We start from the raw sequence: 19,960 nt of genomic DNA, 5'->3' as shown, positions 1-19,960 counted from the left end.
CGTCAAGTTTGAGGTTATTGTTTGTTCGAGTGATTCTTTGATTTCGAGTAAATGCGAGTGATATCAAGGCTCAAGAGTGGATGTTGTTTGTTTACTTTAACGTTAACGAATTGTATATTCATGTAAATGTTATACGAAAGTCGTAAGGTTAAGGAATGAACACATTTAAGATCAGCGAGCTCGCGAAAGAGTTCGACATTACTACTCGAAGCATTCGCTTCTACGAAGATTTAGGTCTCCTAACTCCAGAACGTAAAGGCAACACTCGAATCTACAATGGTCGTGATCGAATTCGACTAAAACTGATTTTGCGAGGTAAGCGATTGGGCTTTTCTCTTGCAGATATCAAAGAGTTATTTGAACTCTACGATACCGATCAAAGTACTGAGCAGTTGAACTATATGATTCGGTTGATCGAAGAGAAGAAGGCAGCATTGCAACAGCAAGCAAACGACATTCAAGCGGTAATGATGGAGTTAAATGCTGCGCAGTTGCGATGCCAAAACACACTGAGATCCATGAAAGGCGAAAAAGTCACCTAACACCTCAACTCTGGGATGTAGGTGACGTAAAGGCAAGGACACGCAATGAAATCTACCTACTCTTCCCTGAACTTTGTTTATGACGAAAATACCGATTTGCTTCGCGAGCAAATCAATAGTTTTGCTGCAAGAGAAATTGCGCCGCTAGCGCAATCTATCGACCAAACTAACGACTTTCCAAACCATCTTTGGTCCAAATTAGGTGACATGGGTCTTTTAGGTGTGACCACCAGCGAAGAGTTTGGTGGTGCAGGCATGGGCTATCTCGCCCACGTTATCGCTATGGAAGAAATCAGCCGAGCATCCGCTTCGGTTGCGTTAAGTTACGGCGCTCACTCCAACCTTTGCGTCAACCAAATCCACCGTAACGGCACACAAGCGCAAAAAGAGAAATACCTACCTAAGCTCATCTCCGGTGAACATATCGGCGCCCTTGCTATGAGTGAACCCGGCGCCGGCTCTGATGTGGTCTCTATGCAGCTTAAAGCCGAACGTAAAGGCGCTATTTTCCTATTAAATGGCAACAAAATGTGGATCACCAACGGCCCTGATGCACACACCTATGTTGTCTACGCAAAAACCGACCCAAGCCAGCACTCCAAAGGCATCACGGCGTTTATTGTGGAACGCGGATTCCCTGGATTTACTCAAGCACAAAAACTCGACAAGTTGGGTATGCGCGGCTCGAATACGTGTGAGCTGGTCTTCCAAAACTGCGAAGTCCCTGCGGAAAATATTCTCGGCGAAGAAAACCAAGGCGTGAAAGTATTGATGAGCGGCCTCGACTACGAACGTGTGGTGCTTGCAGGCGGCCCACTTGGCATCATGCAGGCGTGTATGGATATCGTTGTGCCTTACATTCACGACCGTAAACAGTTCGGTAAATCCATCGGTGAATTCCAGCTAGTTCAAGCAAAAATCGCGGATATGTACACACAAATGAATGCCGCTAAAGCGTATGTTTACGCCGTCGCTGCCGCTTGTGATCGCGGTGAAACCACACGTAAAGATTCTGCTGGCGCGATCCTCTACAGCGCAGAGCTGGCAACCAAGATGGCACTGGATGCGATTCAACTACTTGGCGGTAACGGCTACATCAACGAGTTTGATACGGGCCGTTTGTTGCGAGATGCCAAGCTGTATGAAATCGGTGCGGGCACTTCAGAAATTCGCCGCATGCTTATTGGTCGCGAATTGTTTAACGAAAGCGCCTAATCAACATACCTAGGCGTTCTGAATCTAAATAAACTCCTTATTCAACCTAAATCTTATTCAACATAGATAAAGGCGGGTGGTGTCACCCGTCTACCGAATGGAGATCGGCTATTTATGGCTTGTTTGACGACCAATATTAATACCCATTCAGAGCAGTATCAGGAAAACTACCGCTCTATGGCGTCGCTCGTGGATCAACTCTATACCGTGACTGCCCAAATAGAAGGTGGTGGCGGTGAGAAAGCCCGCGAGCATCAGCAGAAGAAAGGCAAACTTCCGGTACGCGAGCGCATTCTTGCCCTACTCGACCCTGGTTCATCCTTTCTAGAAATCGGTCAGTTTGCTGGCTGGGATGTGTATCCAGATTACGTTCCATGTGCTGGAGTGGTTGCCGGTGTGGGTGTGATTGACGGCACTGAGTGCATGATCGTCGCGAACGACGTGACGGTAAAAGGCGGCAGTTACTACCCACTCACCGTGAAAAAGCACTTAAGAGCACAAGAAATTGCAGAAAAATGCCAACTGCCGTGTGTTTACTTAGTCGACTCTGGCGGTGCTAACCTCCCCCGCCAAGATGAAGTCTTCCCAGATAAAGACCATTTTGGCCGTATTTTCTACAACCAAGCCCGTATGTCGGCCAAAGGCATTCCACAAATTGCGGTGGTCATGGGGCTATGTACCGCTGGCGGCGCTTATGTTCCTGCCATGTGCGACGTATCCATCATAGTCAAAGAACAAGGCACGATTTTTTTGGCAGGTCCACCTCTTGTAAAAGCAGCGACAGGTGAAGAAGTCAGCGCGGAAGATCTTGGTGGCGCAGACGTTCACTGCCGTATCTCTGGTGTGGCGGACTATTGCGCAGAAAACGACCACCATGCATTAGAGCTAGCAAGACAAGCCGTTTCTCAAATTAACCACTTGAAACCCGCTCAACTCAAGCAAAAAGCACCACAGGAACCACGTTTTCCTGCCCAAGAGCTGTACGGCATCGTCGGAACCGATCTCAAAAAGCCGTTTGACGTTAAAGAGGTCATTGCCCGAATTGTTGATGATTCCCAGTTCGATGAATTTAAAGCCTTGTTCGGCGAAACCTTGATCTGTGGCTTTGCCCATATTCACGGTATGCCGATTGGCATTGTCGCTAACAACGGCATTCTATTTTCGGAATCAGCACAAAAAGGCGCGCATTTTATTGAGCTGTGCGCACAACGCAAAATTCCTCTGCTCTTCTTACAGAACATCACGGGCTTTATGGTCGGTCAGAAGTACGAAGCCGAAGGCATCGCCAAACATGGTGCGAAAATGGTAACTGCTGTTGCGTGTGCAGACGTGCCGAAGTTTACCGTGGTTATTGGTGGATCGTATGGCGCAGGAAACTACGGCATGTGTGGCCGCGCTTATGATCCAACCATGATGTGGATGTGGCCAAACGCACGTATTTCCGTAATGGGTGGAGAGCAAGCGGCAGGCGTGATGGCGCAAGTGACCCGCGATATCAAAACTCGCAAAGGTGAAAGCTGGAGCGCGGAGGAAGAAGAAGCGTTCAAACGTCCAATTGCGGAGCAATATCAGACTCAAAGCCATGCATACTACGCCAGTGCACGCCTGTGGGACGACGGCATTATTGACCCTGCGAAAACCCGTGATGTTGTCGGCATTGCTCTGTCTGCTGCGCTTAATGCGCCGATACCAGACAGCAAATTTGGCATCTTCCGTATGTAGTCGGATGCAAGGCAAACCTTAACTCCTCGCGAATACCGATGTTTAACAAGTAATGGTTAGCGAGCATTGAAATACAGACTGAAATGTCAGACAAAGGAAGTCACATGACCGGACTACTGCTTGAAAAAGACAGCAATGGCGTTGCCTGGTTGAGCCTGAATCGGCCAGAAAAACACAACGCGTTTAATGACGCATTGATTGCCTCACTAATTGAGACACTAGAACAGCTCGAAAAGGACGATTCTCTCCGTGCACTGGTGTTAACTGCACAGGGAAAACACTTTTCTGCGGGAGCAGATCTGGGCTGGATGCAGTCAATGGCCACCAAAACCGAGAGTGAAAACCTGCAAGATGCACAGCAACTAGCAAAACTTTTGCATACGCTGGATACCTTTAGCAAACCAACCATTGCTATGGTGCACGGCGCTGCATTTGGCGGCGCACTTGGGCTTATCTGCTGCTGCGATATCGCTATTGGTACACCTGAAAGCCGCTTCTGTTTGAGTGAAGTAAAGCTCGGTTTATTACCCGCTACCATCGGACCTTACGTAATCCGAGCGATTGGACAACGACAAAGCCGACGCTACTTTTTAACCGCGGAACCGATTGATGCCGAAACCGCACTATCGATGAGTATTCTTCATCAGATAGACTCTCAACCACGTGAAGCCGTCAATCGCACCATTGATCACCTGCTTAACAACAGTCCACAAGCCATGCAGGCAGCAAAAGCACTCTGCTTACGTTGTGACAATCAACCTATCGATCACTCATTAATTGAATACACCAGCCAAGCTATTGCAACCGCTCGCGTGTCCAGTGAAGGACAAGAAGGACTAGCTGCATTTTTTGAAAAGCGCACCGCCAATTGGAGGAATCATGTTTAAAAGAATACTGATCGCAAACCGCGGTGAAATTGCCTGCCGAATCATTAAAACCGCAAAAAGCATGGCTATAGAGACGGTTGCCGTCTATTCCGAAGCGGATCGCAGCAGCTTACATGTTAAACAAGCGGATTTCGCTGAATTCATTGGCCCCGCTCCGGCGAGTGAATCGTATCTCGATATCGATGCGATTATCGGCGCTGCGAAAAAATGGCAAGCCGATGCTATCCACCCTGGGTATGGTTTTCTTTCCGAGAACCCGAAACTGGCGAAAGCGTGCAGCGAAAATGGCATTGTTTTTATTGGCCCTTCCACCAGCGCAATTGAAGCAATGGGTTCGAAGTCGCAAGCCAAAGCCATCATGTCAGAGGCGAACGTACCATTGGTTCCGGGCTATCACGGCACAGACAACAGCGTAGAGCATTTATTAGCGGAAGCTGAAAAAATCGGTTACCCAGTGATGCTTAAAGCAACCCAAGGGGGTGGCGGTAAAGGCATGCGAGTGGTCAATAGCGCAGCCGAAATGCCTCTGGCCATCGACGGTGCGCAGCGTGAAGCACTTTCAAGCTTTGGCGATAAGCAGCTTCTAATCGAAAAATGTATATTGCAGCCTCGCCACGTTGAAGTTCAGGTATTTGCTGACCAATATGGCAACTGTGTCTATCTTTCTGATCGCGATTGCTCCATTCAACGCCGTCACCAAAAAGTAGTCGAAGAAGCACCAGCTCCCGGTCTTAGTGATGAACTGCGTAAACAAATGGGTGAAGCTGCGGTTCAGGCCGCTCAAGCGATCGACTATGTTGGCGCTGGCACGGTGGAGTTCTTACTCGATAGCCGAGGTCAATTCTACTTCATGGAGATGAATACCCGTCTGCAAGTAGAACACCCTGTCACTGAATTGATCACCGGCGTTGATTTGGTGGAGTGGCAATTCAAAGTCGCAGCTGGCGAGCATTTACCTATTTCGCAATCTGAAATCACCCACAACGGTCATTCAATTGAGCTGCGAATTTACGCAGAAGATACAGACAATGACTTTATGCCGTCGACTGGATGCATTGATTATTTACAAGAACCCATCTCGGACAACAATGTTCGACTAGCTTGTGTGCGTGTTGATAGCGGTGTTACTCAAGGCGATAGCATCAGCGAATATTACGATCCAATGATCAGCAAACTGATCGTCTGGGGGCAAACTCGTGATATCGCGCTAAAGCAGCTTAAGCAGGCGTTAACTCAATATCACGTACGTGGAGTAACGACAAACATTGGTTATCTGCACAGCATTATTTCGCAGCCAACCTTTGCCGAGATTGAGCTCGATACAGGTTTCCTCGTAACACACCAACAAGGCATAAATGAGCAGCAAGACGTGTCGGATTCAATCTGGCTTACATTGGCGGCGGTTGCTCGTTGGAATGATCTCATTTCAAAATCAGACAGCTCAACGTTACCCGCGCCAACCAAACGAGGTTTTAGACTGTCAGTTGACAACGTTTACCGATTTAACTTCACGGATGCCAAAGCCAACCATCAGGCACGTTTGCAACAATCATCGCAAGATACAGGATCTCACTTCACTGTCCGATGTGGTGAGGAGCTGCATCAGGTCATCCTGCTTGAAAGTGACAACCAGTTTATCGTCGATATTGATAATGTGCGTTACACCTTTAATGCACTTAGCGATGAACAAAGAACAACACTATTTTATCTTGGTCAGCAGCGCACGTTCGCTCATCAACCTAACTTTGGCTCTGCAAAAGATGTAGATGATGAACTAAGTCCAACCGCACCACTCAACGGCATAATTTCAGCAGTTATGGTGGCTAAAGGTGACGAAGTGGCGGCGGGCGAACCGCTTTTGGTACTCGAAGCAATGAAAATGGAATACACCATCACGGCTCCGGTCGCAGCAACAGTCGACGAATTGTTTTATCAGCACGGGGACCAAGTACAGCACGGTTCCATACTGCTGAATTTGTCTTTGATATCGGATAACGTCAGTGAAGATAAGGAGCGCGAATATGCTACCAGCGAAGGTTAATATCGTCGAAGTCGGCGCTCGTGATGGTCTGCAAAATGAAACGGCAGTGACGCTGGTTGATAAAATCCGTTTGATTAACCAACTAAGCAGCAGTGGCTTAAAGCATATTGAGGCGGGATCTTTCGTCTCTCCAAGGTGGGTGCCTCAAATGGCCGATTCCGATCAGGTGTTTGCTGGTATCTCAAAAAAGCCTGAAGTGGTTTATAGCGCGCTCACACCAAATCTCGCAGGGTTAGAACGTGCGCTGGAAAGCGGTGTAAAGCGAATTGCGGTGTTTGGCTCCGCTTCAGAAACGTTCAGCCAGAAGAACATCAACTGCAGCATTACCGAAAGTCTCGCTCGATTTGAACCCGTTATCGAATTGGCGAACCAGCACAACATTCCTGTACGCGGGTACTTGTCTTGTACCATGGTGTGTCCATATGAGGGAGTAATCAAGCCAGAGCAAACTACCAAGGTCGCCAATACGTTGTTTGATATGGGATGTTATGAGATTTCGCTCGGTGATACTGTCGGTAAAGCAACGCCTAATCGCGTTATCGCCATGCTGGATTCGTTGTTAACGCTACTGCCAAAAGACGCGCTCGCAGTACATTTTCATGACACTTATGGACAAGCATTAGCCAATATCTACCAAGCCTTGTTAATGGGCATCAACACCATTGATAGCGCAGTAGCGGGGCTCGGCGGCTGCCCTTACGCGAAAGGAGCCAGTGGCAATGTTGCAACGGAAGATGTACTTTATCTGTGTGAGCAACTTGGGATTGAAACAGGCGTTGACCTTGGCGTCATCAATGAAGCGGGTTGGCAAATTTGCCGTGCGTTAGGAAAGTCTCCTGCTTCTAGGGTCGCATTAGCTCTGGGCGATCCGTATAGCTTGTAAATCATCAACAACCAATCAGGTAATGTATTTCAACGGGCATGCAGACGTACGTGCCCGTTTTTTGTTGTTACTCATAAAAACCTTAACGCTCAACGGTCTTCATCACATTAATTAGTATCTGATTTCAGCTACAATTTAGTTTCAAACCGAACATATAAAACAGGATCAGGTAAATGCTCATAACATTTCGTTGTCGAAGCCACTCAAACGTCACAATGTTTGGTGATATTGCATTAGATATGCTCAAAATGATGGGTCACAGCGGCACGGTGCCGGGATCAATTTCCGCTCAAGATGTTCCTGACGCGCTATCAAGATTAACTTCTGCTCTATCTGCGAAAAATGCAGCTGAAGAAAACCTCCCTACTGATGTAGACGAAGAGGAAGAACAAGCAGAGCCCGCGGTAAGCCTAGGACGCAGAGCGTTTCCACTGATTGAGTTGCTAAAATCAGCAATCAAAGAAGAATGCGAAGTCATGTGGGACAACCAATAACGCCTTCAAACTTGTTTCTAGCGAGGTGAATCCGTGTTGTGACCGCCTCGCTATGGTTACTCGACACCAAGATAAGAACACCAATACCGCTTATCGCCCTATCCGTTTCTCTCCCTAGACAACTTGATTTCCCCATCAATGTGCACATCTCGTTGTGGAAACGCGATTTCAATGCCGTGCTTTTCGAAAGCTTCGTAGATTTCAAAACGCATGGCACTTGCGACCGAGCGAATACCGCCCTCAACCGTTGAGTTAATCCAAAAATAAGATTCGAAGATCAAAGCATTGTCACCAAAGTCTTGAAAAAACACATCTGGCGCTGGCGAACTCAGAACTTGCGCTTGCTGCGAAGTCACTTCCGCCATTAAGGCAGCAACCTGTTTGACATCGCTCCCATACGCGACACCGACGACGACAGAGCCACGAACTAATCTGTCGCATAACGTCCAGTTGATCACCACGTTCTCAATCAACTGACTGTTGGGTATGAGCATATGAACACCATCGGTTCGCCTGATTCTCGTTGAGCGTGTATTTATTTGCTCGACAGTGCCTTTGGCGCCCTCAACCTCTAAAAAGTCCCCAATTCGGATTGGCTTTTCACCAATCAAAATCCAGCCACTTATGAAGTTGTTAATGATGTTTTGCGCACCAAAACCGAAGCCGATAGCGATGGCACCAGACAGAAAGGCGAACGCGGTGATTGGCACATTGATCATCGAAAGTGTGGTCATAAAAATAATGGCTAGAGCGATGACAAATAATATCCGTTTAACCAAATGAATCACGTTTGGCTCTTTCCCCGATGAGGACATTCTTGACGTAACGGTTTTGATTAAAATTTTGGACAACCATAAAGCGACAATCACCCATGTCGGCACCATCAATATCGCCCACAACGTGATAGGTTGTTCGTTAAAGGTAAACAGTGTTGTTTCTAAAAATGAAATGACCCGTTCGAACATAAAGTGCTCACTCTTGATTCATCGTTGCCAGCAAGCCAGAGCGCATAAGTCATAAATTTTTGGATCAATCGATAGCGCAGCGGCTCAATTAAGTTCTTCTTATTAACTATATTGTAATCTACGTAAAACGCTTCGAGTGGTTTCCCACTTTGGCTTCAACCGATTAAGCCATTTAGGGAATACGCCTTTGTGAACTAAACGAGCCAATCAACCAACTGGATACGCAAGGCAAATCAGTGATAACTTTCTGATTTTTAAGCATCAAATTTTCACTTCGAATCACTCTCACCTATTATGCACCTTATTGCAAATAACATTGATGGAATGATTGTTATGTCAGAACTGACTCGGATGCGCTCTGGAGAAACCTATAATTGTCTGGATGAAGAACTAAAGCTAATGCGCGCCAAAACTGCGCAGCTTGTCTTCCAATTTAACCACGAGCCAAACCCAGATATCCGTAGACAACTATTGGCGGAAATGGGCGTCCAATTAAAAAACAGCGCCTGTATAGAGCCACCGCTACAACTTACCTACGGTTGTCACTTGTCCATCGGAGAAAACACCTACATCAACTGGGATGCCATTATTCTGGACAATGGGCAGGTTGAGGTTGGCGCGAACGTCATGATTGGGCCTAGAGTGCAAATTTACACAGCCGCTCATTCACTCGATACACAAAGACGCTTAGCCGGAGATGAGATCGCCAAACCGGTAACAATTGGCAATAACGTTTGGATTGGTGGGGGCGCAATCATACTGCCGGGCGTGACCATTGGCGATGAGGCCGTCGTCGGCGCTGGCTCTGTCGTAACCAAAGACGTTGCGCCGGGCGATCGAGTTGTTGGAAATCCGGCGCGCTCCATTAAACCAAAAAACTGAAGAAAGTCGCTATTTCGCCAAATGCTCGCGAATAATATTAGCGAGCAGATTGAGAGCATGAACATATTTGTCATTGAGCTCAAAAGAAGCGTTAAGACGAATACAGTGATCGTATTGTTCTGTCAGGCTGAACATCTTTCCCGGTGCGATGCTGATATTACCTTTTAGCGCTTCTCGATATATCTGCAAGGCATCAATATGCTTGGGAAGCTCTAACCAAATAAAGTACCCACCGCTTTGGCTTAACACTTTGACTGCTTCAGGTAACAGCTCACTAAGCAGAACCGTCATCTTACTTTTACGTTCAAACAGCTTTTTCCGTAACTGCTTCAAATGAGATTCATAATTGCGGCTTGTTAAATAGTGTACCAATGTCATTTGCACTGGTGCACTCGTCGCTAATGTACTCATTAACTGTAACTTTTGTACCTCTAGCGCCCGCTTTCCCGCCGCAACCCAACCAATACGTAGCCCTGCGATTAACGATTTTGAAAACGAGGAGCACAACATGGTATTGCCCGTGTCATCAAACATTCTTAGTGGGTAAACCGAGTCATTCTCGGCATGCAGTTCGCTGTACACATCATCTTCAATCACTGGCACGTTATATCGCTGTGTCAGCTCAATCAGCTTTTGTTTTTTCTCGTTGGTGAGCGTAAAACCCAGAGGATTTTGGAAGTTCGACATCAGCCAACATGCTTTCACATCGTGTGTTTGCAGCGCTCGTTCCAATGAGTCTAGGTCAATGCCCGTGACTGGGTCTGTTCTTACTGAGAGCGCTTTCAAACCTAACCGCTCTAAGGATTGCAATGCACCATAAAATGCAGGCGACTCCACAACCACCCAATCTCCCGGTCTTGTGCAGGCTTGCAAACTGAGCGTTAACGCCTCCAGCGCGCCTGCCGTAATGACAATTTCATCGGGTGAAATTTCAATGCCTTTCGCAGCATAACGCTTCGCGATGATGGTGCGTAATTGCTCGTTTCCCGGCGGTAAGTTATCAAAGGTGGTGGAAATCGGCATATTGCGAGCGGCTGCGCTCATCGCCCGATTCACGTGATATCGTGGGTACAAACTTGGGTCTGGATAGGCAAAGCCAAAATTGATCATGGATGGATTTTTACTCGCCTGCAGAACATCAAAGATAAACTCATTGATGTCTACCTGCTCAGTCCACGAAACCGCGGCTGGCGCTTGGGGTTCATTTGAGCTCTTAATATTGGGCGCGACTCGATAACCAGATCGCGGCTGTGACGTGACCCAGCCTTGAGATTCCAGAATTTGATACGCGTGCAACACCGTCATCAAGCTCAAACCCGAGTGTTCAGATTGGCGACGCAGCGAAGGCAGCTTGTCACCCGGATGCCATATCCCCGATTTTATCTGCCTTTTAAGCTGTTCCACTAACTCTTGATACTTCGCCAAACGCAAATCCCCTTCCATAAAGCCGAATTCAAAATAATAACACTTCAATATTTAATCTGTTATAGGTTTATAGTCACTGTCTGTACCTACTTCCCTCATTCCGCTCCTTTTAAAATAGCTCTCTCATAAAACTTAAAAGATCAAAGGAAGTTTAATGTTTGGCCTCGACGCATTTATGCTTGCACGGATACAGTTCGCCTTTACGGTATCCTTTCATATTATTTTCCCCGCTATCACCATAGGTTTGGCCACCTATCTCGCCGTGCTGGAAGGCTTATGGCTAAAAACACGTAATCCCGATTACCAAAAGCTCTATCACTTCTGGTCGAAAATTTTTGCGGTTAACTTTGGAATGGGTGTTGTATCTGGTCTTGTCATGGCCTATCAATTCGGCACCAACTGGAGTGGTTTCTCCGACTTCGCTGGTTCTATCACAGGCCCATTACTGACTTATGAAGTGTTAACGGCTTTCTTTCTCGAAGCCGGATTTCTTGGCGTAATGCTGTTTGGGTGGCGTCGCGTCGGCGAAAAGCTGCACTTTTTTGCAACCTCGATGGTGGCGTTAGGAACGATCATTTCGACGTTCTGGATTCTCGCCTCCAACAGTTGGATGCAAACGCCACAAGGCTATGAAATTGTCGACGGACGTGTGGTGCCAACCGACTGGTTTGCTATCGTTTTCAATCCTTCATTTCCTTATCGTTTGGCGCACATGAGCGTCGCGGCTTTCGTCAGTTCGGCACTCTTTGTAGGCGCGTCAGCCGCTTGGCATTTATTGAGAGGCAATCAATCGACTGCGGTAAAAACCATGTTTTCGATGTCGCTCGGGATCTTAGTGTTCCTTGCGCCACTCCAAGCCGTGATTGGCGATGTGCACGGGCTAAACACTCTGGAACACCAGCCCGCCAAAATCGCTGCCATCGAAGGACATTGGGATAACAGTGATGGCAAACCAACCCCATTGATATTGTTCGGCATGCCAAACATGGAACAAGAACGCACAGACTATGCCTTAGAAATTCCTGTTCTAGGAAGTTTGATCCTACGCCACAGTTTAACTGAGCCAATCCCGGCGCTGAAAGACTTCCCGAAAGAGGAACGACCGAACTCACCTATCGTCTTTTGGTCATTTCGAATCATGGTCGGGCTAGGACTTCTGATGATTTTACAGAGCTTCTACAGCATATGGTTACGAAAAAAGAACACGCTTTATACCTCGCGTTGGTTCCTCAAGTTTTCATTGTTTATGGGGCCATCTGGTCTTATCGCAATACTCGCTGGCTGGTTTACGACAGAGGTTGGTCGGCAACCTTGGGTCGTTTATGGCGTACAAAAAACGCGTGATGCGGTTTCTGCACACGGAGACCTACAAATGAGCATCAGCCTGCTGTGTTTCCTTGTTGTATACAGCTTGGTATTTGGTTTTGGTTATTACTACATGATCCACCAAATCAAGAAAGGCCCCGATGCAATCGAACACGATGAGCACGACATGACGACCGTTTCAGGTCGCATTTAGAATTTGTCACAAAGTGAAGGTAGAAAATATGCATTTTGATTTATCCGTGATTTGGTTCGCGATCATCGTTTTTGCCACTTTGATGTACATCATCATGGATGGCTTCGATTTGGGTATTGGAATACTGATGCCCTTCATCAAGGATGAAAAACAAAAAGACGTCATGGTCAACAGTGTCGCGCCAGTTTGGGATGGCAACGAAACTTGGATTGTGCTTGGAGGCGCATCTCTATTTGGCGCTTTTCCGATGGCTTACGCGGTGATTATTGAAGCGCTAACCATCCCTTTAACGTTGATGTTGATTGCTTTGATCTTTCGTGGCGTAGCGTTTGAGTTTCGCTTTAAAGCATTGGAAAACCACTTAAAGTTCTGGGATCGCTCTTTTATGGTCGGCTCGATTTTAACCACGTTTTTCCAAGGCATCGTTGTTGGCGCGGTAATTCAAGGCTTTGCGGTGGAAAACCGCGTCTTCGTAGGTAGCCAACTCGACTGGCTCAGCCCTTTTCCCATCTTTTGTGGTTTGGGTTTAGTCGCAACGTACGCGCTGCTTGGTAGCACATGGCTCATCATGAAGACGGAAGGTGAACTGCAAAACACGATGCACCGCTTCACTAACAAAACACTACTGGCGATGATCTCCGCATTAGTCATTGTGAGCGCTTGGACTCCACTTGCTTACCCTACCATTGCGGAAAGATGGTTTTCTCTGCCGAATTTGTTCTACTTACTGCCCGTACCAGTCATTACTGGACTGGTATGTTTGAAGATTGCTGACTCCGTTAAAAAGCGTAAAGAGCGCAGCCCTTTCGTGATGGCGCTAGTGATCGTGATTCTCGGGTTCGCAGGGCTTGGCATCAGTATCTGGCCAAATATCATTCCTCCTAGCATATCAATATGGGAAGCAGCGGCTCCTGCAAGCAGTCAGCGCTTTATGCTCGTTGGAGCAGTGATCATCATCCCGATCATTCTGGCTTACACCTTTTGGAGTTACTACGTCTTCTCCGGAAAAGTAAAAGAAGGCGAAGCGTACCATTAACGAGTTGATAAGGAGTGAGTATGAAAATCAAAAATTGGTGCCGCCAATGGGCTTGGATGATTGGAATATGGGTCGTTAGCGTCGCTGCATTAGGGTTAGTGTCTATGTTATTTCGCGTCATGATGACCGCTGCAGGGTTAAAATCTTAGCTCGGCACTTTTAAGTCAATAAAAAATGGGGACCTCTAGCTCTTGCGTTAGGAGCTAGAGGCGTTTACATTCAAGTCCGACTTTTCACGTGTGCAGACAATACGATCGTAGATTCTGAACCACGAGCCACTTCAAAATAACCACCAGCACGAGATAGCTGACGAGCCGTCAATTTTTCTTTGCCCAGCTTTTCAAACCAATAAGGCGCTAATGAGCACTGAGCCGAGCCTGTGGCAAGATCTTCTGAAATACCGATTTTAGGTGCAAAGTAACGCAGCACATAGCCACTATCAGAGCTTTGAGCCGTCACGATGACCGCATGAAACTCATCAATTTTAATCAGCTCATCAAAGTTAGGTTGATAGCGAACAACATCATCTTCGGATTCGAGAACAACAACCAAATCACGCGTTGTAAAAGCATCTACGGGGTCATTGGAAAAGCCTGAAATACCCAAGGGGATGGCATGAGGCTTGGCTTGCCAACTTGGCATCACGATCCTGTACATTCCATCCAGTCCAGTAACGGTAATATGGCCATACTGGCTTTTTAGAATGATCTCATTCTGATGATAGTTGGAAATGATTGCAGCGCCTGCGCCCAAACTTCCGTGTCCACATAGGTTGATCTCTCCTTCTAGGCTAAACCAGCGAATGTGGTAGTCACTGCCAGACTGAACCATAAATGATGTGACAGGTTGAGCGACCTGATGAGTGATTTGAAGTAACTCAGAATCACTCAGCCAGTGATTTAGTTCGACAACGCCACAAGGGTTACCTTGAGCCAACTCATCACAAAATACATCAAATGTTTGCGCTTTAATCATCCATCATCCTTACTGTTTAACCATGCATTAAATCAAGTTCCTCGTCATTATCATCTCGATAAAAACGAGAGTTCAGCTATCAAGTCAACTTGATGTAGGTAATATATACGACAACAGAGTCGCAATCTTCAGTAAGTTTTGTTCGTTGGGTACAATCGACAGGTTATATGACAAAGCTTTAAGCCTCTACATGACCGATGTGCATGGCTACTTTTAACGCTTGTTTATTGAGATTAGACGCCTCCCAAGCAACGACAACACGACTGGTTAGGGGGATATCATCAATCTCGGCGACTGTCGCAGAGTCATCGAGATGTTCAGCCAGTGAACGCGGAACGATAGCAATGCCTAACCCAGCCTGCGCCATGGCGATCGTCGTACGAAGTTGCGGTGCTGCGAATTGTGGTTCGAGCCTTACTCCTGCGTCGGCAAAAAGTGTGCTCATACCATCAAACAATGCAGGTCCAGTCTCTCGTGGAAACAGTACAATTTTATGGCCTCTCAACTGTTTCATCTGGATACAGGGATATTTTGCCAGTTCGTGGCCCGCCGGAATCACCGCGACAAACGGGTCGTTAAACAACACCTTGTGCTCAAAAGGCTCACTGGCGTAACAGGGTAGCCGCATGATTGCGAGATCAAGTTGTTTGCTTTTTAACTGAGTGGCAAGCTCTGGCATTGATAGTTCCGCCGTCTGTAAATGAACCCCATTCTCTTGAATACGCCCAATCCTCTCCAATACCTTAATGCAGGTTGATGTTGACGTCGCGAACCCAATTTTAACCTGCGTATTTTCACCACGGGCAATCTGTCGGGCTTTTGCTTTTGCGCGTTCCACATCAGCAAGAATATTTACCGCATCCGTATAAAAGACTTGCCCTGCATGGGTCAGTTCTACTCCTCTAGACAAGCGCTTAAATAAGTCCACGCCAAGCTCGTGCTCTAGCTTTTTGATTTGTTGACTCAAAGGAGGTTGCGCAATCCCTAACTGTTCAGCTGCTCGGGTAAAGTGACGAGTCTCGGCGACCGCGACAAAATACTTCAGGTAGCGAAATTCCATATATTTTCCATATCAAAATAAATCTTTTTTATATTGGATTTAGCACCGTGTAGAAGTCAATCTAAATATACTCTTCATTGCATAACTGGTCTTACTCATGCGTGGATTTTATAACCCTCTATGTGCTTGTTCGCTTGAAGTAGCGAAAGAATTTTCTGAATACCATCACGTTACCGGAGATGGTGAGATTTATCAGACTTCGTTAATGAGTGCTTTGATCGCTGGTGTTTACGAAGGCTCAACAACCATAGAAGAACTGCTAAAACATGGGGATTTTGGTTTAGGTACGTTCAATGAATTGGATGGTGAGTTGATTGCGTTTGATAAGGAAGTTTTTCAACTCAAGTCGGATGGCTCCGCAAACCCGGCAGACCTGGCGCAAAAAACGCCCTTTGCTGTCATGACTTTTTTTAAGCCTGATATCGAGCTGCCACTAACATCGCGCATGTCACGTCATGAAGTCCATAGCCTCATAGACGACCTGGTTCCAAGCGATAACCTATTTTGCGCAGTGCGCATTGATGGCGTTTTCGATTCAGTTCGTACTCGCACCGTACCTAAACAAACACGCCCTTATCGGCCAATGCTTGAAGTGGTCAAAGAACAACCAACGTTCCGCTTCACGCATAAGCAAGGAGTGGTCGCCGGCTTTCGCAGTCCTAAATATACGACTGGCATCAATGTGCCCGGCTATCACGAACACTTTATTACCGATGACCGCCAAGGAGGTGGTCATATTCAGGATTACAGCATTTCGTCAGGGTTCCTCCAGATTGGCAAAGTCTCGCGGCTAGTGATTGATACCCCAGTATCGACAGACTTCCTCAACGCCAATTTGGCTCCGGAAGATATAAATACCGCCATAGAAAAGGCGGAAAAGTAACAAAGTCAGGCAAATAATAAGGACAACAAATGCAATCCAAACCTTCAAATAAAAATGGAGCTCAGTTGATCGCTCAACAGCTAGAGTCTCTCGGCATTAAGTACATTTTCGGTATTCCTGGTGCAAAAATAGATCGACTGTTCGATGCGATTGAAGACACTAACATCCAAATGATTCCGGTACGTCACGAGGCTAACGGCGCGTTTATGGCGGGCGTTATGGGAAGACTAACCGGCAAAGCAGGCGTCACAATGGTTACGTCAGGCCCTGGCTGTGGAAATCTAGTTACGGGGGTGGCAACAGCAAACTCCGAAGGCGATCCGCTGATTGCTATCGGTGGTGCGGTGAAACGAACTGACCAGCAAAAACAAACACACCAGAGCATGGATACCGTCAGTATTTTTCGCTCTATAACTAAGTTCAGTGCTGAAGTGCAGCATGTGGACGCCGCAAGCGAGATCATGGCGAACGCATTTCGTATCGCAGAGTCAGGTCGTCCTGGGGCTTGCTTTTTGAGTCTCCCCCAAGATGTTTTATCCGAGCAAACCCAAACGGACATTATTGTCCCCTCGCCTTACACACAGCCTGGTTGCGCAGACATCGCAGCAATCGAAGAAGCGGTCAGTCGAATCAGTAAAGCAAAGCGCTGTGTGGTTTTACTTGGCCTTCACGCGAGCCGCAGTCAAAACGCTGCTGCTATCGCTCGGTTTCTTCAAAATACGCAGCTACCCGTTGTCGGCACTTACCAGGCCGCCGGCACGGTAGACATCAATTACTATCATCACTTTGCTGGGCGTGTCGGTTTGTTTAATAACCAACCTGGCGATGTTTTACTGCGGGACGCCGATTTAATTCTCACCATCGGCTTTAGCCCAATAGAGTATGACCCTGAGCTTTGGAACAGCCACCGCAACCCAGTGATTCACCTCGATATTGAACCGGCAGAATACCAACTTAATTATCAGCCTTGTGTTGAAATCGTCGGAAACATTGCGCAGTCATTAGACAAGATGGGCAGCTATATCTCTGAATATGCCCGCCTTTCCCCAACGGCACTTTCAGTACTGGAAGAGGTAGCACTGCAACGGCAAGTGATCAAAACCTATCCCAATGTCTATCACAAGCAAGGATTTCATCCACTGGCACTGATTAAAGCCATGCAATCTATCATCACACCAGATACCACGCTATGTCTTGATATGGGGAGCTTCCACATCTGGATCGCTCGTTACTTAAGTTGTTTTCGAGCTCGCCAAATGCTGGTGTCTAACGGCCAACAAACAATGGGCGTTGCACTACCATGGGCCATTGGTGCCAGCCTACTAAAACCTGGTAGCAAAGTGGTATCGATATCGGGAGACGGCGGTTTTATGCAATCGAGCATGGAGTTAGAAACCGCGGTTAGACTGAACTGCAATATCGTCCATATTGTGTGGGTTGATAACGCCTACAACATGGTAGAAATGCAAGAGATCAACAAATATCAGCGCTGCTCTGGTGTGAAATTTGGACCAATTGATTTCAAGGCCTACGCCGAATCATTTGGCGCGAAAGGCTTCGCAGTGACTAGTCAACACGAATTGCTACCGACATTGAATAAAGCCATGGACGTTGAAGGACCAGCAGTGGTGGCTATCCCCGTAGATTACAGCGACAACGACAAACTGATGTTGCCGCGCACAGAGAAAAATCAAGATCCCGTTTTTGTAAGTTTCGAAGGAGAAATCGCATGAGAGGATTAAAAAATAAAGTCGCACTCGTCACTGGTTCTGCCAATGGTATTGGTTTGGCCATCGCAAAACGTTTGTATGAAGAAGGCGCAAACGTCGCTCTTGCCGATTGGAATGAAGAGCAATTGGCAAACGCCGTTGAGGGCTTTGATAAACAGCATGTGTCTGCGCATTCTATTGATGTTTCTGACCCAGAAAAAGTCGCAGCACTGATTTCTGATGTTGTTACCCGTTTCGGTAAACTGGATATTTTAGTAAACAATGCTGGCGTACATGTCCCTGGTTCCGTGATTGAAGGTAGTGTGAAAGACTGGAAGAAGATCTCTGGTGTAAACATTGATGGTGTTGTTTATTGCGCGAAGTTTGCTTTGCCTGAACTCTTAAAAACGAAAGGTTGTATGGTAAATACCGCGTCCGTTTCCGGTTTGGGTGGTGACTGGGGTGCCGCATTCTATTGCGCGAGTAAAGGTGCAGTGGTGAACCTTACCCGAGCGATGGCATTGGACCATGGTGCGGATGGGGTAAGAATTAACGCCGTATGCCCAAGTTTAGTAAAAACCAACATGACAAACGGCTGGCCGCAGGACATCCGCGATAAATTCAATGAGCGCATTGCGCTTGGCCGAGCAGCCGAACCTGAAGAAATTGCGTCTGTCGTGACTTTCTTGGCAAGTGATGACGCATCTTTCATTAATGGCGTAAACCTACCTGTAGACGGCGGTGCCACCGCATCAGATGGTCAACCTAAAATAGTATAAGCATGAAATAGACAGATCAGTGAGAGACGTTCTACTACCTTTCGGATCGATGCTGATCTGTCGCTTTACGCTCTGAGCACACAACCCGTGCCGGCAATAAACTCAACCACTCGACCGCTGTTAGAGATATCTCAACAACTTAAACCAGCAACGAGAAATTAATGTTTCACACAAACCGACAAACTATGTGAGCATTCCATCAGGCATAGAGTGAAGACTTATGTATCAGCGATTCACAAAGAACCAGACAGTTTCCGCGAATACTTTCTAAAGAAGTCTCAGTGACGACTAACGTTTCTGCCACACCATCCATTGCTCTCTGCCTTTAAAAACCTCAACACTGTTTGCCACCACTGAGGACTTCACAAGTTCAAACGTGGGCTCTAGAAAAGATGCCAACTCCCCACTTCGCAAACAAAATGGAGGAAAGCGTGATAGGTAATTATCATCAATGACGAAAAAACCAATTAGAAAACCTCCGCTTGGCAATAATTTATCCACCATCGAAAAGTATTCTGACCACATATCTCTCGGTAGTGCTGCGAGAAAGGCCCGCTCGTAAATGACATCAAACGAGTGAGAAAAATCGGCATTAAATACATCACCCAATACGACTTTATCTTTGTAGTTACCTAACGTTGATTGCGCCATTTTTACCGCTTCTTGGCTGTAATCCATCGCGATCACGTCATGCCCATATTGAATAAAAGTGCTCAGTTCATAAGCGGCACCACACCCAGGAATAAACACTGACTGGCCTACATGAAGTAAATTGTCGAGATAGTCCTTGAGTTCTTGAGGTGTCGATTGGGCATCCCAAGGCATAGTGCCTCGGATAAACAAATCATCCCAGAATTGTGTGTTAATCATTGGTGCCTGTTTCATTTACCCGCTCCCTGATTGCGGTAGTAAAAAATAAAGGGATACGCAGCGCAATGTGGTA

The 19,960-nt window shown here is 46.9% G+C and carries 19 protein-coding genes; 14 read left to right on the top strand and 5 right to left on the bottom strand.

Features of this window, described 5'->3' with window-relative positions; all coding sequences use genetic code 11:
• Positions 1-155: 155 nt before the first annotated feature.
• The 7 genes from R7Q09_RS18220 to R7Q09_RS18190 all read left to right on the top strand — a co-directional run bounded on the left by R7Q09_RS18220 (position 156) and on the right by R7Q09_RS18190 (position 7,784).
• Positions 156-542, top strand: coding sequence for a MerR family transcriptional regulator (locus R7Q09_RS18220; RefSeq protein ID WP_005373242.1), 387 nt, complete (start codon positions 156-158; stop codon positions 540-542).
• 45 nt (positions 543-587) lie between these two features.
• Positions 588-1,757 carry an isovaleryl-CoA dehydrogenase gene (locus R7Q09_RS18215; protein ID WP_213967560.1) on the top strand — a complete coding sequence of 390 codons (1,170 nt, stop codon included), beginning with the start codon at positions 588-590 and terminating at the stop codon, positions 1,755-1,757.
• A 114-nt stretch (positions 1,758-1,871) separates the two neighbouring features.
• The gene (locus tag R7Q09_RS18210; RefSeq protein ID WP_262592125.1) at positions 1,872-3,479 is read left to right on the top strand and encodes a carboxyl transferase domain-containing protein; all 1,608 of its coding nucleotides are present in this window, start codon (positions 1,872-1,874) and stop codon (positions 3,477-3,479) included.
• 104 nt (positions 3,480-3,583) lie between these two features.
• On the top strand, positions 3,584-4,366 hold the full coding sequence (locus R7Q09_RS18205) for an enoyl-CoA hydratase/isomerase family protein (protein ID WP_262592124.1): 783 nt from the start codon (positions 3,584-3,586) through the stop codon (positions 4,364-4,366).
• A complete protein-coding gene (locus R7Q09_RS18200) occupies positions 4,359-6,407 on the top strand; it encodes an acetyl/propionyl/methylcrotonyl-CoA carboxylase subunit alpha (protein WP_053304723.1) in 2,049 nt (682 codons plus the stop codon). Before R7Q09_RS18205 ends, R7Q09_RS18200 begins: the two co-directional genes overlap by 8 nt.
• Positions 6,388-7,290, top strand: coding sequence for a hydroxymethylglutaryl-CoA lyase (locus R7Q09_RS18195; protein ID WP_062731026.1), 903 nt, complete (start codon positions 6,388-6,390; stop codon positions 7,288-7,290). Before R7Q09_RS18200 ends, R7Q09_RS18195 begins: the two co-directional genes overlap by 20 nt.
• Positions 7,291-7,463: 173 nt before the next feature.
• A complete protein-coding gene (locus R7Q09_RS18190) occupies positions 7,464-7,784 on the top strand; it encodes a DUF1840 domain-containing protein (RefSeq protein WP_005373256.1) in 321 nt (106 codons plus the stop codon).
• A gap of 98 nt (positions 7,785-7,882) precedes the next feature.
• Here the strand turns inward: R7Q09_RS18190 and R7Q09_RS18185 are convergent, their stop codons facing one another.
• Positions 7,883-8,749: a mechanosensitive ion channel family protein gene (locus R7Q09_RS18185; RefSeq protein ID WP_318071073.1), complete on the bottom strand. Its 867-nt coding sequence runs from the start codon at positions 8,747-8,749 to the stop codon at positions 7,883-7,885.
• A 333-nt stretch (positions 8,750-9,082) separates the two neighbouring features.
• Between R7Q09_RS18185 and R7Q09_RS18180 the strand changes: the two genes are divergently transcribed.
• Complete coding sequence (locus R7Q09_RS18180) at positions 9,083-9,631, top strand: sugar O-acetyltransferase (RefSeq protein WP_025767897.1); 549 nt, start codon at positions 9,083-9,085, stop codon at positions 9,629-9,631.
• Between the two features lie 9 nt (positions 9,632-9,640).
• On the opposite strand, the gene R7Q09_RS18175 is transcribed toward R7Q09_RS18180, so the two are convergent.
• Positions 9,641-11,074 carry a PLP-dependent aminotransferase family protein gene (locus tag R7Q09_RS18175; protein WP_081008266.1) on the bottom strand — a complete coding sequence of 478 codons (1,434 nt, stop codon included), beginning with the start codon at positions 11,072-11,074 and terminating at the stop codon, positions 9,641-9,643.
• A 136-nt stretch (positions 11,075-11,210) separates the two neighbouring features.
• Between R7Q09_RS18175 and R7Q09_RS18170 the strand changes: the two genes are divergently transcribed.
• Genes R7Q09_RS18170 through R7Q09_RS18160 form a run of 3 tightly spaced genes read left to right on the top strand, consistent with a single transcriptional unit; the run spans position 11,211 to position 13,760 of the window.
• The gene (locus R7Q09_RS18170; RefSeq protein WP_005382691.1) at positions 11,211-12,575 is read left to right on the top strand and encodes a cytochrome ubiquinol oxidase subunit I; all 1,365 of its coding nucleotides are present in this window, start codon (positions 11,211-11,213) and stop codon (positions 12,573-12,575) included.
• 28 nt (positions 12,576-12,603) lie between these two features.
• Positions 12,604-13,611 (top strand): cytochrome d ubiquinol oxidase subunit II, encoded by a 1,008-nt coding sequence (gene cydB / locus R7Q09_RS18165; RefSeq protein WP_005382693.1) that lies wholly within the window; start codon positions 12,604-12,606, stop codon positions 13,609-13,611.
• 20 nt (positions 13,612-13,631) lie between these two features.
• Positions 13,632-13,760: a DUF2474 domain-containing protein gene (locus R7Q09_RS18160; RefSeq protein ID WP_074190543.1), complete on the top strand. Its 129-nt coding sequence runs from the start codon at positions 13,632-13,634 to the stop codon at positions 13,758-13,760.
• Positions 13,761-13,830: 70 nt separating this feature from the next.
• Here the strand turns inward: R7Q09_RS18160 and R7Q09_RS18155 are convergent, their stop codons facing one another.
• A complete protein-coding gene (locus R7Q09_RS18155) occupies positions 13,831-14,586 on the bottom strand; it encodes a PhzF family phenazine biosynthesis protein (protein ID WP_318071072.1) in 756 nt (251 codons plus the stop codon).
• 178 nt (positions 14,587-14,764) lie between these two features.
• Positions 14,765-15,646: a LysR family transcriptional regulator gene (locus R7Q09_RS18150; RefSeq protein WP_054702326.1), complete on the bottom strand. Its 882-nt coding sequence runs from the start codon at positions 15,644-15,646 to the stop codon at positions 14,765-14,767.
• A gap of 97 nt (positions 15,647-15,743) precedes the next feature.
• On the opposite strand from R7Q09_RS18150, the gene budA reads away from it, so the two are divergent.
• The 3 genes from budA to R7Q09_RS18135 are packed head-to-tail and all read left to right on the top strand — an operon-like array spanning position 15,744 to position 19,017.
• On the top strand, positions 15,744-16,529 hold the full coding sequence (gene budA / locus R7Q09_RS18145) for an acetolactate decarboxylase (protein WP_053304714.1): 786 nt from the start codon (positions 15,744-15,746) through the stop codon (positions 16,527-16,529).
• A gap of 29 nt (positions 16,530-16,558) precedes the next feature.
• Entirely contained in the window at positions 16,559-18,262 is a 1,704-nt protein-coding gene (gene alsS, locus R7Q09_RS18140) for an acetolactate synthase AlsS (protein ID WP_158173444.1), read from the top strand.
• Positions 18,259-19,017 carry an SDR family NAD(P)-dependent oxidoreductase gene (locus R7Q09_RS18135; protein ID WP_258663506.1) on the top strand — a complete coding sequence of 253 codons (759 nt, stop codon included), beginning with the start codon at positions 18,259-18,261 and terminating at the stop codon, positions 19,015-19,017. Before alsS ends, R7Q09_RS18135 begins: the two co-directional genes overlap by 4 nt.
• Positions 19,018-19,305: 288 nt before the next feature.
• Here R7Q09_RS18135 and R7Q09_RS18130 read toward each other — a convergent pair whose 3' ends face one another.
• Positions 19,306-19,902 (bottom strand): methyltransferase domain-containing protein, encoded by a 597-nt coding sequence (locus R7Q09_RS18130; protein WP_318071071.1) that lies wholly within the window; start codon positions 19,900-19,902, stop codon positions 19,306-19,308.
• Positions 19,903-19,960: the final 58 nt, after the last annotated feature.

It is taken from the genome of Vibrio sp. 2130-1, assembly GCF_033339515.1.
The sequence above is the reverse complement of the archived record's forward strand: the minus strand, read 5'-3'. Positions and strand labels throughout refer to the sequence as shown.